The sequence below is a fragment of the Streptomyces sp. CGMCC 4.7035 genome (genome assembly GCF_031583065.1).
Taxonomy (GTDB): Bacteria; Actinomycetota; Actinomycetes; order Streptomycetales; family Streptomycetaceae; genus Streptomyces; species Streptomyces yaanensis.
In genome coordinates, this window is the sequence record NZ_CP134053.1 from 7,799,407 (window position 1) to 7,812,779 (window position 13,373).

General features: G+C 69.3%; 13 protein-coding genes. 8 read left to right on the forward strand and 5 right to left on the reverse strand.

The genetic code is table 11. The features are described from left to right. Positions 1-102 precede the first annotated feature (102 nt). The 7 genes from Q2K21_RS34375 (at position 103) to pstB (ending at position 8,710) form a co-directional block, all read left to right on the forward strand. The gene (locus Q2K21_RS34375) at positions 103-2,517 is read left to right on the forward strand and encodes an RNA degradosome polyphosphate kinase (protein WP_386275909.1); all 2,415 of its coding nucleotides are present in this window, start codon (positions 103-105) and stop codon (positions 2,515-2,517) included. Continuing rightward, positions 2,498-3,610 (forward strand): CHAD domain-containing protein, encoded by a 1,113-nt coding sequence (locus Q2K21_RS34380; RefSeq protein ID WP_310779840.1) that lies wholly within the window; start codon positions 2,498-2,500, stop codon positions 3,608-3,610. The genes Q2K21_RS34375 and Q2K21_RS34380 overlap by 20 nt, the downstream gene beginning before the upstream one ends. A gap of 76 nt (positions 3,611-3,686) precedes the next feature. Further along, positions 3,687-4,100 (forward strand): NUDIX hydrolase, encoded by a 414-nt coding sequence (locus tag Q2K21_RS34385; protein WP_310779842.1) that lies wholly within the window; start codon positions 3,687-3,689, stop codon positions 4,098-4,100. A gap of 480 nt (positions 4,101-4,580) precedes the next feature. Next, positions 4,581-5,714 (forward strand): phosphate ABC transporter substrate-binding protein PstS, encoded by a 1,134-nt coding sequence (pstS, locus tag Q2K21_RS34390; RefSeq protein ID WP_310779844.1) that lies wholly within the window; start codon positions 4,581-4,583, stop codon positions 5,712-5,714. Positions 5,715-5,819: 105 nt separating this feature from the next. Then, the gene (pstC, locus tag Q2K21_RS34395; RefSeq protein ID WP_310779846.1) at positions 5,820-6,830 is read left to right on the forward strand and encodes a phosphate ABC transporter permease subunit PstC; all 1,011 of its coding nucleotides are present in this window, start codon (positions 5,820-5,822) and stop codon (positions 6,828-6,830) included. Next, a complete protein-coding gene (gene pstA / locus Q2K21_RS34400) occupies positions 6,827-7,891 on the forward strand; it encodes a phosphate ABC transporter permease PstA (RefSeq protein ID WP_310779848.1) in 1,065 nt (354 codons plus the stop codon). The genes pstC and pstA overlap by 4 nt, the downstream gene beginning before the upstream one ends. Positions 7,892-7,933: 42 nt before the next feature. Further along, positions 7,934-8,710: a phosphate ABC transporter ATP-binding protein PstB gene (gene pstB, locus Q2K21_RS34405; protein WP_310779850.1), complete on the forward strand. Its 777-nt coding sequence runs from the start codon at positions 7,934-7,936 to the stop codon at positions 8,708-8,710. Between the two features lie 106 nt (positions 8,711-8,816). On the opposite strand, the gene Q2K21_RS34410 is transcribed toward pstB, so the two are convergent. From Q2K21_RS34410 to Q2K21_RS34420, 3 genes are all read right to left on the reverse strand, one after another. After that, positions 8,817-9,017, reverse strand: coding sequence for a DUF5988 family protein (locus Q2K21_RS34410; protein WP_310779852.1), 201 nt, complete (start codon positions 9,015-9,017; stop codon positions 8,817-8,819). A 665-nt stretch (positions 9,018-9,682) separates the two neighbouring features. After that, on the reverse strand, positions 9,683-10,681 hold the full coding sequence (locus tag Q2K21_RS34415) for an inorganic phosphate transporter (RefSeq protein WP_310779854.1): 999 nt from the start codon (positions 10,679-10,681) through the stop codon (positions 9,683-9,685). A gap of 7 nt (positions 10,682-10,688) precedes the next feature. After that, complete coding sequence (locus tag Q2K21_RS34420; protein WP_055490603.1) at positions 10,689-11,309, reverse strand: DUF47 domain-containing protein; 621 nt, start codon at positions 11,307-11,309, stop codon at positions 10,689-10,691. 287 nt (positions 11,310-11,596) lie between these two features. Here Q2K21_RS34420 and Q2K21_RS34425 point away from each other — a divergent pair, with 287 nt between their 5' ends. Then, complete coding sequence (locus Q2K21_RS34425) at positions 11,597-11,965, forward strand: metal-sensitive transcriptional regulator (protein ID WP_310779858.1); 369 nt, start codon at positions 11,597-11,599, stop codon at positions 11,963-11,965. Between the two features lie 136 nt (positions 11,966-12,101). Here Q2K21_RS34425 and Q2K21_RS34430 read toward each other — a convergent pair whose 3' ends face one another. Together Q2K21_RS34430 and Q2K21_RS34435 are read right to left on the reverse strand one after the other, a co-directional pair. Further along, a complete protein-coding gene (locus Q2K21_RS34430; protein ID WP_310779860.1) occupies positions 12,102-12,281 on the reverse strand; it encodes a hypothetical protein in 180 nt (59 codons plus the stop codon). Positions 12,282-12,433: 152 nt separating this feature from the next. Further along, positions 12,434-13,276 (reverse strand): SCO4651 family lipoprotein, encoded by an 843-nt coding sequence (locus Q2K21_RS34435; RefSeq protein WP_310779862.1) that lies wholly within the window; start codon positions 13,274-13,276, stop codon positions 12,434-12,436. Positions 13,277-13,373 lie beyond the last annotated feature (97 nt).

The window sequence follows — 13,373 nt, forward strand, 5'->3', positions numbered from 1 at the left end:
GCCCCCTGTAGACGTCCGCAGACGTCCGCGAGCCGCCCCTCGCTATCCCGCACGTCATGTCGCCGTAACCAGTGGTTCAGGCAGGCTTGCGACGCTCGGGCAATGAATGCCGCCGTGCCAGAGCCCCCTTCGCAACGGGGGAACGGGGACGGTGCGGAGCGCGGTCTTCCGTTTTCCGCGCTGCCGCACTCGCTCTCCGACGCGCCCGTCACCCGGTCGGCGCGGAAGAATGGATTCATGAGCCAGCAGAACGCCCAGGCACAGGCCCAGCCGTCCCCCACCACCGTCCGTGATGGAGAGCCTTCGGGTCGCGCGAACATGAATCATCAGCAGCCCTCCGTGGGCTCCATCGCCGCGCACCGCCCGCACACCGTGGCCGCGACGGTCTCCGAACTGGAACCCGAGATCGACACCGACCTCGACGCTTACGAGGAAGCCGACGGTGAGCGGCTTCCCCAGGGCCGCTTCCTCGACCGGGAGCGCAGCTGGCTCCAGTTCAACGAGCGCGTGCTCGAACTGGCCGAGGACCCGAACACCCCCCTGCTCGAACGGGCGAAGTTCCTGGCGATCTTCGCCAGCAACCTGGACGAGTTCTTCATGGTCCGGGTGGCGGGTCTGAAGCGCCGTATCGCCACCGGTGTCGCCACCCGGTCCGCGTCCGGCATGCAGCCCCGCGAGGTCCTGGAGATGATCTGGGCCCGCTCCCGCGAGCTCATGGCCCGGCACGCGGCCTGCTTCCACGAGGACGTCGCCCCCGCGCTCGCGGAGGAGGGCATCCACCTGGTCCGCTGGAACGAGCTGACCGAGAAGGAGCAGGCGCGCCTCTTCACGCTCTTCCGCCACCAGATCTTCCCGGTCCTCACCCCGCTGGCCGTCGACCCGGCGCACCCCTTCCCCTATATCTCGGGACTCTCGCTCAACCTCGCGGTCGTCGTCCGTAACCCGGTCTCCGGCCACCGCCACTTCGCGCGCGTCAAGGTCCCGCCGCTGCTGTCCCGCTTCCTGGAGGCCTCCCCGCAGCGGTACGTCCCCATCGAGGACGTCATCGCCGCCCACCTGGAGGAGCTGTTCCCGGGCATGGAGGTCCTGGAGCACCACGCCTTCCGGATAACCCGCAACGAGGACCTGGAAGTCGAGGAGGACGACGCCGAGAACCTGCTCCAGGCGCTGGAGAAGGAGCTCATGCGGCGCCGCTTCGGGCCGCCGGTGCGCCTGGAGGTCGAGGAGTCCATCGACCGGTACGTCCTCGATCTGCTCGTGCGCGAGCTGAAGATCTCCGAGGCCGAGGTGTATCCGCTGCCTGGTCCCCTGGACCTCACCGGCCTCTTCGGCATCGCCGCCCTCGACCGTCCCGAGCTGAAGTACCCGAAGTACGTCGCGGGCACCCACCGCGACCTCGCGGAGGTCGAATCGGCGTCCGCGCCCGACATCTTCGCGGCACTGCGGGAGCGGGACGTCCTGCTGCACCACCCGTACGACAGCTTCTCCACCTCGGTCCAGGCGTTCCTGGAGCAGGCGGCCGCCGACCCGGACGTGCTCGCCATCAAGCAGACGCTGTACCGGACCTCGGAGACCTCGCCGATCGTCGACGCGCTCATCGACGCGGCCGAGTCCGGCAAGCAGGTCCTCGTGCTGGTGGAGATCAAGGCCCGTTTCGACGAGCAGGCCAACATCAAGTGGGCCCGCAAGCTGGAGGAGGCGGGCTGCCATGTCGTGTACGGGCTCGTCGGCCTGAAGACCCACTGCAAGCTGTCGCTCGTCGTGCGGCAGGAAGGCGAAACCCTCCGCCGCTACAGCCACGTCGGCACGGGCAACTACCACCCGAAGACCGCACGTCTGTACGAGGACCTGGGGCTGCTGACCGCCGACCAGCAGGTCGGCGCGGACCTGTCCGACCTCTTCAACCGGTTGTCGGGCTACTCGCGCCGCGAGACCTACCGCCGTCTCCTCGTCGCCCCCAAGTCCCTGCGCGACGGCCTGGTCTCGCGGATCAACAAGGAGATCCAGCACCACCGGGCCGGCCGGCCCGCGTACGTCCGCATCAAGGTCAACTCGATGGTGGACGAGGCGATCATCGACGCCCTCTACCGGGCGTCGCAGGCCGGCGCCCCCGTGGACGTATGGGTGCGCGGCATCTGCGCGGTGCGCCCCGGCGTCACCGGCCTGTCCGAGAACATACGCGTACGGTCCATCCTCGGCCGGTTCCTGGAACACTCCCGCATCTTCGCCTTCGGCAACGGCGGCGAGCCCGAGGTGTGGATCGGCAGCGCGGACATGATGCACCGCAACCTCGACCGCCGCATCGAGGCACTCGTCAGGGTCACCGACCCGGCGCACCGGGCGGCCCTCAACCGGTTGCTGGAGACCGGCATGTCCGACACGACCTCCTCCTGGCACCTGGGTCCGGACGGCGAGTGGACCCGGCACGCGACCGACGTGGACGGCCAGCCCCTGCGGAACATCCAGGAGATGCTCATAGACGCCCGGAGGCGCCGGCGTGGCACAGCAACACCTTGATCCCCCCACCAACCCCACGGCCGGGCCCGCCCCCAAGCTCTCGGCTTCGCTGGAGCAGGGAGTTACCCCCACAGGAGACGCCCTCGCGGGCTACCTGCGGGCCCAGGCCACGGAGTTCCTCCGCTCGCTGCGGCAGCACCGGGAGACCGGTGCCGCTGTCGGCGGCCCGGAGGACTCCGGCGACGCGGCGCTCGCCCTGCGCCGGTCGGCCCGCCGCATCAGCGGCACGCTCCACACGTTCCGCCCCCTGCTCGACACCGACTGGTCCGAGGGGATGCGTCCCGAACTCGCCTGGCTGTCGGGCACGTTGGCTCGCGAGCACGCGTACGCGGCCCGCCTCGAGAGGCTGCTGCTCGCCCTGCACCGGCTGTCCGGCTCATCCGCCTTCCCCCCGCAGTCGGGGGGCTCGGCGGAAGTGGCCGGCACCGGCCCGGCCACCCGGCCCGCCGCTCCCGAGCGCGGCAACCTGACCGTGGGCGCCGCGAAGGCGGGCGCCCTGCTGGAGCGGCAGCTCACCCTGGCCCGGACGCGCGCCCACTCAGCGGCCCTCCAGGCCCTCGGGTCGAGCCGTTTCCACGCGGTGGCGGACAGCGTCGCCGTTCTCGCCAGCGAGGTCCCGCTCGCGCCCGCCGCACCGGCCGCCGACCTGCACCCGCTGGCCAGGGCGGCCGAGGAGCGGCTGTACGACGCGGTCGCCACGCTGCCGCTGGTCACCGCCGGCCACCCGTACAACGCGGAGGCCCTGATCCACGGCCTGTCCCCCGACCCGGCCCCGCACCCGCAGGACGCCCCCTGGCACCAGGTCCGGCTGCTGCTGCGCCTGCACCGCTACGCCCAGGAAGTGCTGTGCGGCCGGTACGGAGAGAACGCGCCCGTCGATGTACGGCTGCTCGCGGCGGGCCAGGCCCTGAACCGGCACCGGGACGCCTCGGAGGCGGCGGCGGCCGCCGCGGCGGCGGCGCGCACCCCGCGCATCGCGCCCGCGACGGCGTACGCCCTCGGCGTGCTGCACGCCGACCAGCGCCACGAGGTGGAGGCGGCCCGCTTCGCCTTCGAGCAGTCCTGGCAGAGGCAGGCGGTGGGTACTCCGTAGGCACCGGCACCGTACGACCGCATGGCGCGGGGGAGCCCCCGCGCCGCAGGCACGAGTGAGGAGCCGTGAGCACCCGATGACCGACGACACCATCCGCGCGGCGGGCTGTGTCCTCTGGCGCCGCTCCCCCATCGACGGCCGGCTGGAGATCTGTCTGGTCCACCGGCCGAAGTACGACGACTGGTCCCACCCGAAGGGCAAGCTCAAGCGCGGCGAGGACCCGCTCGCGGGGGCGCTGCGGGAGGTGGCGGAGGAGACGGGGTACACCGCCGCGCCCGGCACGCGTCTGCCCACCGTCCACTACGAGGCGAGCGGCCGCCCCAAGCAGGTCCACTACTGGGCGGCCGAGGCGACGGGCGGCTCCTTCACCCCGAACAGCGAGGTGGACCGCATCCTCTGGCTTCCGCCGGCCGTGGCCCGCGGCCGCATGACCCAGCCGCGCGACCGGGAACTGGTCGACGCGCTCCTCAACTCCCTGAACCTGACCTGAGCGACGGGCCGCCCCGCTGGACGGGGCGGCCCTTGTCGTGTGACGCGGCCCTTCTCGTGTGACGCGGCCCTTGTCGTGTGACGCGGCCCTTGTCGTGTGACACGGCCCTTGTCGTGTGACAGGGGGATGGGCACCCGGCCCCAGGAGGACGGTAGGGGGCGTCGAGTGAACGTGAAAGCCAAGAGGGACCAGCGAACAGGTGATCCGCGACAGTACGGTTCGCGTTCGGTTGAATGCGCACAGTAATGTCCCGAGGCAGAGGCTTCGGGATCGCCCTGTGTCCTCGATGTAAGCGTTCCGTGACCTAACCACACCGACCGCAGGGGTTCACCCCCCGTTCACTTCCGGCCATCGGCGGCTTCACCTGATCTGCCTAATTTCAGCCTTACCTGATGGCGGGCACGACCTCGGAGGACGCGTCCACATCACTCACACTTCGCACGCCGCCGAACAGGACGGCGGCTCCTGGAAGGAACGAAAGTGAAGCTTCAGCGCATGAACCGGCGGGCCCTCACCCTCGGTGCTCTCGCCGTCTCCGGCGCCCTGGCCCTCACGGCGTGCGGCTCCGACGACACGGGCAACAAGGCCGGCAGCGGTTCCTCGTCGTCGTCGACGACGAACGCGAGCTCGATCAAGTGCGACAACGCCAAGGGCCAGCTGCTCGCCGACGGCTCCTCCGCGCAGAAGAACGCGATCGACGCCTGGGCCAAGGCGTTCACCCAGGCCTGCAACGGCGTGCAGATCAACTACCAGGGCGGCGGCTCCGGCGCCGGCGTGACCGCGTTCACGCAGGGCACGGTCGCCTTCGCCGGTTCCGACTCCCCGCTGAAGCCCGAGGACGTCGCCGCCTCCAAGAAGTTCTGCTCCGGCGGCCAGGGCATCGACCTCCCGATGGTCGGCGGCCCGATCGCCCTCGGCTACAACGTCCCGGGGGTCTCCGACCTCGTCCTGGACGCCCCGACCATCGCCAAGATCTTCGACAGCAAGATCGTCAAGTGGAACGACGCGGCGATCAAGAAGCTGAACCCGTCCGCGAAGCTGCCCGACCTCAAGATCCAGGCGTTCCACCGTTCGGACGAGTCCGGCACCACGGACAACTTCACCAAGTACCTGATCGCCACCACCCCGGACAACTGGAAGTACTCCGGCGGCAAGGCGTGGCAGGCCAAGGGCGGCCAGTCCGCCCCGAAGTCCGCGGGTGTCGCCCAGCAGGTGAAGCAGACCTCCGGCGCCATCGGCTACTTCGAGCTGTCGTACGCCAAGGACGGCCTCAGCACCGTCTCCGTCGCCACGGGCGCCGGCACGCCGGTCAAGGCCAGCAGCGACGGCGCCACCAAGGCCATCGCGGACGCCAAGGTCGTCGGCACCGGCTCGGACCTGTCCCTGAAGCTGAACTACGCGACCAAGGCCGAGGGCGCCTACCCGCTTACGCTGGTCACGTACGAGATCGCGTGCGACAAGGGCAACAAGGCGGACACGCTGCCCGCCACCAAGGCGTTCCTGCGCTACATCGCCAGCACGGACGGCCAGGGCGTCCTGAGCCAGAACGACTACGCCCCGATCCCCGACAGCATCATCTCCAAGGTCCGCACCACCATCGAGGGCCTGAGCTGACCTGAGTGTGCGGTCCGGTCCCGCCCTCGGGACCGGACCGCACTTTCCGGTGCACCGCCGCCACGAGCCCTACGCCGAGTTCGGCTCAGCAGACCGGAGAACCCGATGGACATATCGACACAGAAAAACACCGAAGCACCTCCCCCCACGCACCGGTCGAACACGGCCGAGCAGAAGCGCGCGACCCGTGGGGCCACCCGACCCGGTGACCGGATCTTCCTCGGTCTCACCCGTGGATCGGGCATCTTCCTGCTCGTGATCATGGCCGCCATCGCGGTCTTCCTCGCCTACCGTGCCTCCCTCGCGATCAGCAAGGACCACGGCAACTTCCTGACCACCTTCGAGTGGAACACCAACCTCAACCCGCCGGTGTTCGGCATCGCGGTCCTGGCCTTCGGCACGATCGTCTCCTCGATCGTCGCCATGGTCATCGCGGTCCCCATCGCGGTCGCCATCGCGCTGTTCATCACGCACTACGCGCCGCGCAAGCTGGGCGGGACCATCGCGTACGTGATCGACCTGCTCGCCGCCGTGCCGTCCATCGTCTACGGCCTGTGGGGTGGCCTGGTCCTCGTACCGCACCTGAACGGCCTCTTCGGCTGGCTCAACGACTACCTCGGCTGGACCGGCGTCTTCTCCTGGGACGAGGGCGCCCCGCGCTCGATGCTCACCGTCGGCATCCTGCTCGCGATCATGATCCTGCCGGTCATCACCAACGTGAGCCGCGAGGTCTTCCGCCAGGTCCCGCAGATGCACGAGGAGGCGGCCCTGGCTCTCGGCGCCACGCGCTGGGAGGTCATCCGCATGTCCGTGCTGCCCTTCGGCCGCTCCGGCGTGATCTCCGCCTCGATGCTCGGCCTCGGCCGCGCGCTCGGCGAGACGATGGCCGTCGCCACCGTGCTCTCCCCGTCCTTCGACATCCAGGCCAGCCTGCTCAACCCGGGCGGCGGAACGTTCGCCCAGAACATCGCCAGCAAGTTCAGCGAGGCGACCGAGGACGGCCGTGACGCGCTCATCGCCTCCGGTCTGGTCCTGTTCGTCATCACCCTGCTGGTCAACGGCGCGGCCCGCGTGATCATCGCCCGCCGCAAGGAGTACTCGGGGGCCAACGCATGAGCACCGCCGCAGCCGTCACGGACAAGCGTCCCAGCACCCTGCAAGGTGCCAGCCTGCCCAAGTGGTCGCCCTGGGCGATCGCCGCGGGCTCCCTCGCGCTCGGAATCGGCATCAGCGCGGCCGCCGGCCTGGACAGCAAGGTCCAGTGGGGCCTGCTCGCCGCGATCTTCTTCGTCCTCGGTACGTACGGCATCGCCGCCCGCGTCGAAGGCCGCCGCCAGGCCAAGGACCGCGTCGCCACCTCCCTGGTGTGGGTCGCCTTCCTGCTCGCCGTCGTCCCGCTGGTCTCCCTGATCTGGGTGACCGTGCAGCGCGGTGTGAAGGTCCTGGACGTCTACTTCCTCACCCACTCGATGGGCGTGGTCGCCGACTCCGAGCCGGGCGGCGGCATCTACCACGCCATCCTCGGCAGCCTGGAGCAGGTCGGCCTCGCCACCGCGATCGGCGCGCCGGTCGGCGTGCTCACCGCCATCTACCTGGTGGAGTACGGGCGCGGCAGGCTCGCCCAGGCCGTCACCTTCTTCGTCGACGTGATGACCGGTATCCCGTCGATCGTCGCCGGTCTGTTCATCCTCAGCCTGATGCTGATCTTCAAGATGCAGCCCTTCGGCTTCGCCGGTTCGCTCGCCCTGGCCATCCTGATGATGCCGGTCGTGGTCCGCTCCACGGAGGAGATGCTCAAGCTCGTACCGAACGAGCTGCGCGAGGCATCCCTCGCCCTGGGCGTCCCGAAGTGGCGCACGATCCTGAAGGTGGTCCTGCCGACCTCCATCGGCGGTATCACCACCGGCATCATGCTGGCGATCGCGCGTATCGCGGGTGAGACCGCCCCGGTGCTGCTGCTCGTTTTCGGCAACCCGTTCATCAACGCCAACCCCTTCGAGGGTGCGCAGGCGTCGCTGCCGCTGTACATCTACCAGCAGTACGCGAACAGCGCGGGCGCGAACGCGGCCTACGACCGTGCCTGGGCGGCATCGCTGACGCTGATCGCCTTCGTGATGATCCTCAACCTGGTGGCCCGCGGCATCGCCCGCTGGAAGGCCCCGAAGACCGGTCGCTGACGCGGCCAATCAGCGACTGAGACTGGAAGAAGTGAAGTAGACATGGCCAAGCGAATCGACGTAAGCGGTCTCACCGCCTACTACGGCTCCCACAAGGCGATCGAGGACATCTCGATGACGGTCGAGCCGCGCTCGGTGACGGCGTTCATCGGCCCGTCCGGCTGCGGCAAGTCGACGTTCCTGCGCACGCTGAACCGCATGCACGAGGTCACGCCCGGCGGCCGGGTCGAGGGCAAGGTGCTCCTGGACGACGAAGACCTGTACGGCACCGGTGTCGACCCGGTCTCCGTCCGCCGCGAGGTGGGCATGGTCTTCCAGCGCCCGAACCCCTTCCCCACGATGTCGATCTTCGACAACGTGGCGGCTGGGCTGCGCCTGAACGGCAATTACAAGAAGAGCGAACTGTCGGACATCGTCGAGAAGTCCCTCAAGGGCGCGAACCTCTGGAACGAGGTCAAGGACCGTCTGAACAAGCCGGGCTCCGGCCTGTCCGGCGGTCAGCAGCAGCGTCTGTGCATCGCGAGGGCGATCGCGGTCGAGCCGAAGGTGCTCCTCATGGACGAGCCCTGCTCGGCCCTGGACCCGATCTCGACCCTCGCCATCGAGGACCTGATCGGCGAGCTGAAGGAACGCTTCACGATCGTCATCGTGACGCACAACATGCAGCAGGCGGCGCGCGTCTCGGACCGCACGGCGTTCTTCAACCTGGCGGCCGTGGGCCAGCCGGGACGCCTGATCGAGATCGACGACACGGAGCGGATCTTCTCCAACCCGTCGGTCCAGGCCACGGAGGACTACATCTCGGGCCGCTTCGGCTGATCGGTCGTGGTCAAGGACTCCTCGCGGTGCTGCATGGCGGTGCCACCGCGAGGCCGATGAGGGCCCGCCCCCGGCTCCCGGGGGCGGGCCCTTTGGCGTCCACGCGCTACTCGGCCACTTCGGTCCGCTCCCACCACTGGTAGACGTTCACCTGTCCCTCCTGGGTGTTCTCGTGCCGCGTCGTGACCTTGTAGTGCTCGTATCCGCCGCGGTGGGGAATCTTCAGCTCTTGTCCCGGAGGGACGACCGGCACGAGCTTGCCCGCCAGATCCTCCGGCCCGCCTTCGAGGAGTGCCTTGGTAGTCATAGCTCCAGTCTTGTCGCACCGCTGACAACCGCATCTCGAAACCGGGGCGGCGCAGGCCTGAGGGTGTTTCGCCCCCGCCGCCCCTACCCTTCCCGTCCCTGGGGGCTGCCGCCCCCAGACCCCCGCTGTCGGCCTTGCGGCCTCGTCCTCAAACGCCGGACAGGCTGAGAGATTCAGCCCGTCCGGCGTGAGGAGCAGGGGTTCGGGGGCCGGCCCCGAAAAGAGGCGGAGCCCCGCAGGGCCGGGGCGAAGCCGCCGGAGAGGACCCAGGAGGGCACAGTCCCGGGCCGGGGATACAGGAGCGGAGCCCAGCGGGGGCCGGGGCGAAGCCCCTGGAAGGGTCCAGGAGGCACAGTCCCCACCGGAGATTCGGAAGGCAAAGCCCCACCGGGGGGCCGGGTGCGAAGCCCCAGGAGGGGTGCAGGGGACGCAGGCCCCGCCGAGGGTCCAGGGCGCGAAGCCCCAAGAGGGGTGCAGGGGACGCAGTCCCCGCCCGGGGTGCAGGGGACGCAGTCCCCGCCCGGGGTGCAGGGGACGCAGTCCCCGCCCGGGGTGCAGGGGGCGGAGCCCCCTGGTGGGGTCGAAGGGGCGGAGCCCCTGGGGATGGGACGGGTAGGGGCGGCGGGGGCGAGGAAAGAAACCCCCCGCCGCTCGGCACCCGTCGGCTACAGGAACGCCAGGTTGATCACCCAGAACCCGCACGCCGCGACCAACGCCGCCGCCGGCATCGTGATGAACCACCCCAGGACGATGTTCTTGGCGACACCCCACCGCACGGCGTTCACCCGCTTCGTCGCCCCCACGCCCATGATCGCCGACGTGATCACATGCGTCGTCGAGATCGGCGCCTTGAACAGGAACGCCGTCGCGAACATGATCGACGCCCCGGTCGTCTCCGCCGCGAACCCCTGCGGCGGATCCAGCTCGATGATCTTGCGGCCCAGCGTCCGCATGATGCGCCAGCCACCCGCGTACGTCCCCAGCGACAGCATCACCGCGCAGACGATCTTCACCCACACCGGGATCGGATCCCCGTAGTCCTCGACATCCGCGATGACCAGCGCCATCACCACGATGCCCATCGTCTTCTGCGCGTCCTGCAGACCGTGCCCGAGCGCCATACCGGCCGCCGAAACCGTCTGCGCGATACGGAACCCCCGCTTCGCCTTGTGCGGATTGGCCCGGCGGAAGATCCACATGATCACCGTCATCACCAGGTAGCCGACGATCAGACCGACCACCGGCGACAGGAACATCGGGATGACGATCTTGTCCAGCACCCCGGACCAGTACACTGTCGTACCACCCGCCAGCGCCGCCCCCACCATGCCGCCGAACAGCGCGTGCGACGAGGACGACGGCAGCCCGAAGTACCACGTGATCAGGTTCCAGGTGATCGCACCGACCAGCGCCGCGAAGAGGATCCCCATCCCCTTGCCGCCCTCGGGCGTCTGGATCAGTCCCTCACTGACCGTCTTCGCCACCCCGCTGCCCAGGAACGCACCGGCGAGGTTCATCACCGCCGCCATCGCCAGCGCCGCCCGCGGCGTCAGCGCGCGCGTCGACACCGACGTGGCGATCGCGTTCGCCGAGTCGTGGAAGCCGTTCGTGTACGTGAAGAAGAGCGCGACCAGGACGGTCAGAATCAGAGCAAAGGTGTCCATGGACGCCTCAGGACTCCTTGACCGCGATGGTCTCCACGGTGTTGGCCACGTGCTCGAACGCGTCCGCCGCTTCCTCCAGCACGTCCACGATCTGCTTGAGCTTCAGCACCTCGATGGCGTCGTACTTACCGTTGAACAGATGGGCGAGCAGCTTCCGGTGGATCTGGTCCGCCTGGTTCTCCAGGCGGTTCACCTCGATCCAGTACTCGGTCAGGTTCTCCATCGTGCGGAGGTTCGGCATCGCCTCCGCCGTCAGCTCCGCGGCCCGCGCCAGCACCTCGATCTGCTGCTCGACGCCCTTCGGCAGTTCCTCGACGTTGTAGAGGACGACCAGGTCGACGGCCTCCTCCATGAAGTCCATGATGTCGTCGAGGGAGGATGCGAGGGAGTAGATGTCCTCGCGGTCGAACGGCGTGATGAACGAGGAGTTCAGCTGGTGGAAGATCGCGTGCGTGGCATCGTCACCGGCGTGTTCAGCGGCCCGCATACGCTCTGCGATCTCGGCCCGGGCGGAGGCGTCCGCGCCGAGCAGTTCCATCAGGAGTTTCGAGCCCGTGACGATGTTGTCCGCGGATGCGGCGAACATGTCGTAGAAGCTCGTCTCCCTGGGGGTCAGACGAAAGCGCACGTGGGGTCCTCAAGATGCTTCGGTTTCGGTCAGGCTGATGCTAGGCGCATCATCCGGCCACGGCTAAGGGGCCGTCCTCCAGTGTCGCCCATCGGCCAGAGTGGTCGGCACGCGGGCGGTACGGGGGCGGTCGAGGCCGTGACCATGGGCCGTATACCCAACAAAGTTCGTTACCATATACCCACCAGGGGTATATGTCCGTACCGGGTTGCGGAGGACCGGCGCCCACAGGCTTTCTGTCCGGATTCTTATCCCCATCCCCGGGCAACCGTCACCAGGAGGATGCGATGACGACCACCGAGGCCGGCGCGGGGGCGCCCTCCGAGGGCACCGGCACCGGGACCGGGTCCGTGGTGACCGACCACGACCGGGGCATCCACGGCTACCACAAGCAGAAGGACGAGCACCTCAAGCGACTGCGCCGCATCGAGGGCCAGATCCGCGGTCTGCAGCGGATGGTCGACGAGGACGTCTACTGCATCGACATACTCACGCAGGTCTCCGCCTCCACGAAGGCGCTGCAGTCCTTCGCCCTCCAGCTCCTCGAGGAGCATTTGCGCCATTGCGTCGCGGACGCCGCGCTCAAGGGCGGGTCGGAGATCGACGCAAAGATGGAGGAAGCGACGAAGGCGATCGGCCGAATGCTGCGGACGTGAGCAAGGCGGACGGTGAGAGCATCCGCCGCGAAGCGGCAGTGCGGCGGATCGGACAAGGCACTCAGCGCCCGGCACCCAGCACCCGACGCCCGGCACCCAGCACCCGACGCCCAGCACCCAGCACCCAGCGCCCGGCTCAGCCGCCGGAAGCATCCCTCTCTTCGGCCACCCTCAGCACCTCGTCGATGCTCTCAAGGCTGAGCCGGTCCTCGTGGGCGGCCGAGGCCGCGATGATCAGGTCGCCGCACAGCTCGATCTCGGCGAGGGCCACGTGGTCCTGAACTGCCGTACCGCCGACCGGAGCCACGCGCCTCACCTCTTTCTGCCGTCACCGACTTCCTAGAGTAGGGAGCGGTCTACACGCCGCGCATGGCACGGACGGACCATTTCCGGCCCCTCAGCCGCGTCACTTTCCGGCCCGCCTGCCCGCTTCCGGACCGGGCAATCCTCTCCACCGCGAGACAATCCTCACTGCTCCGCGATCTTCCCGGCGTAGATGTCCCTGGACGCCGGCAGCCGTACGTCGGCCGGGGCCCCGAAGTCGTACAGCAAGGTCGTCGAGGCCACCGCGACCGTGGTCTTCTGCTCGCCGTTGACGAAGCTGAACCGGTGGCGGACCTTCCGGATACGCCCCTGGTCGTCGAGATAGGCGTCGAACGGGACCTGCGCCGTGGCGAACCCTTTCGCCGCCGCCCGCAACGACTCCTTGCTCCCGGCGGCCGCACCCCGCGCCGCGAGCCCGATGTCGGCGACCCCGCGGTAGTGCCGCACCCGCGCCCCCGCGACCTCGGTCCTCCCCACGTACGTCGCCTTCCGCACTCCGCGCAGCAACTCGGCCGCCGCGTACGGGTCGGTGGCGCCGCCGGTGACGAGGTTGCCGTCGGAGAGCGTGGTCGTGTCGACTCGTACCCATTTGTCGGCGGGCACGCCCGCACCGCGGTTCTTCATGAACAGTGCGCCAGGGGCAAGCAGTTCGGTGATGGGGCGATGCTCCACGGCACCCGCGGGGTCCTGCGGCAGCGTCACCTTCAGCCGGCCGAGCCGGTCACGGTAGTCGTAGACACCCTCGCCGCGGATGGTGACCCGGGTGCCCCCGGTGGCCATCTCCATCGACGTACGGGCCTTGGAGCTGCCCGCGCGCTCCAGAACCGCGGCCGCCCGGTGCAGCGCATCGACGGCGGCGGTGGCCGAGCGCGCGTCGTCGGCTGCGGCCCCGCTGCCCGAACAGCCGGTGGCCGACGCGCCACAGACCACGATTCCCACCGTCGTGACGACCACCGCACCCGCGCGTCCGTGCTGCCGCACCACCATCGCCTGCCTACCCCCAGCCGGTCCGTCCCGGTGTCCCTCCTGTTGTTCCGGTTAACGACGGGTAGGAGCACCCGTCACGCGCACGGCGTGGCAGCAC

What these genes read in the sequence shown, in the direction of transcription:
- Q2K21_RS34375 (WP_386275909.1), top strand. Translation starts at nt 103, where the DNA reads ATGAATGCCGCCGTGCCAGAGCCCCCTTCGCAACGGGGGAACGGGGAC.
- pstA (WP_310779848.1), top strand. Translation starts at nt 6,827, where the DNA reads ATGAGCACCGCCGCAGCCGTCACGGACAAGCGTCCCAGCACCCTGCAA.
- Q2K21_RS34435 (WP_310779862.1), bottom strand. Translation starts at nt 13,276, where the DNA reads ATGGTGGTGCGGCAGCACGGACGCGCGGGTGCGGTGGTCGTCACGACG.
- pstC (WP_310779846.1), top strand. Translation starts at nt 5,820, where the DNA reads ATGGACATATCGACACAGAAAAACACCGAAGCACCTCCCCCCACGCAC.
- pstB (WP_310779850.1), top strand. Translation starts at nt 7,934, where the DNA reads ATGGCCAAGCGAATCGACGTAAGCGGTCTCACCGCCTACTACGGCTCC.
- Q2K21_RS34425 (WP_310779858.1), top strand. Translation starts at nt 11,597, where the DNA reads ATGACGACCACCGAGGCCGGCGCGGGGGCGCCCTCCGAGGGCACCGGC.
- Q2K21_RS34385 (WP_310779842.1), top strand. Translation starts at nt 3,687, where the DNA reads ATGACCGACGACACCATCCGCGCGGCGGGCTGTGTCCTCTGGCGCCGC.
- Q2K21_RS34410 (WP_310779852.1), bottom strand. Translation starts at nt 9,017, where the DNA reads ATGACTACCAAGGCACTCCTCGAAGGCGGGCCGGAGGATCTGGCGGGC.
- Q2K21_RS34415 (WP_310779854.1), bottom strand. Translation starts at nt 10,681, where the DNA reads ATGGACACCTTTGCTCTGATTCTGACCGTCCTGGTCGCGCTCTTCTTC.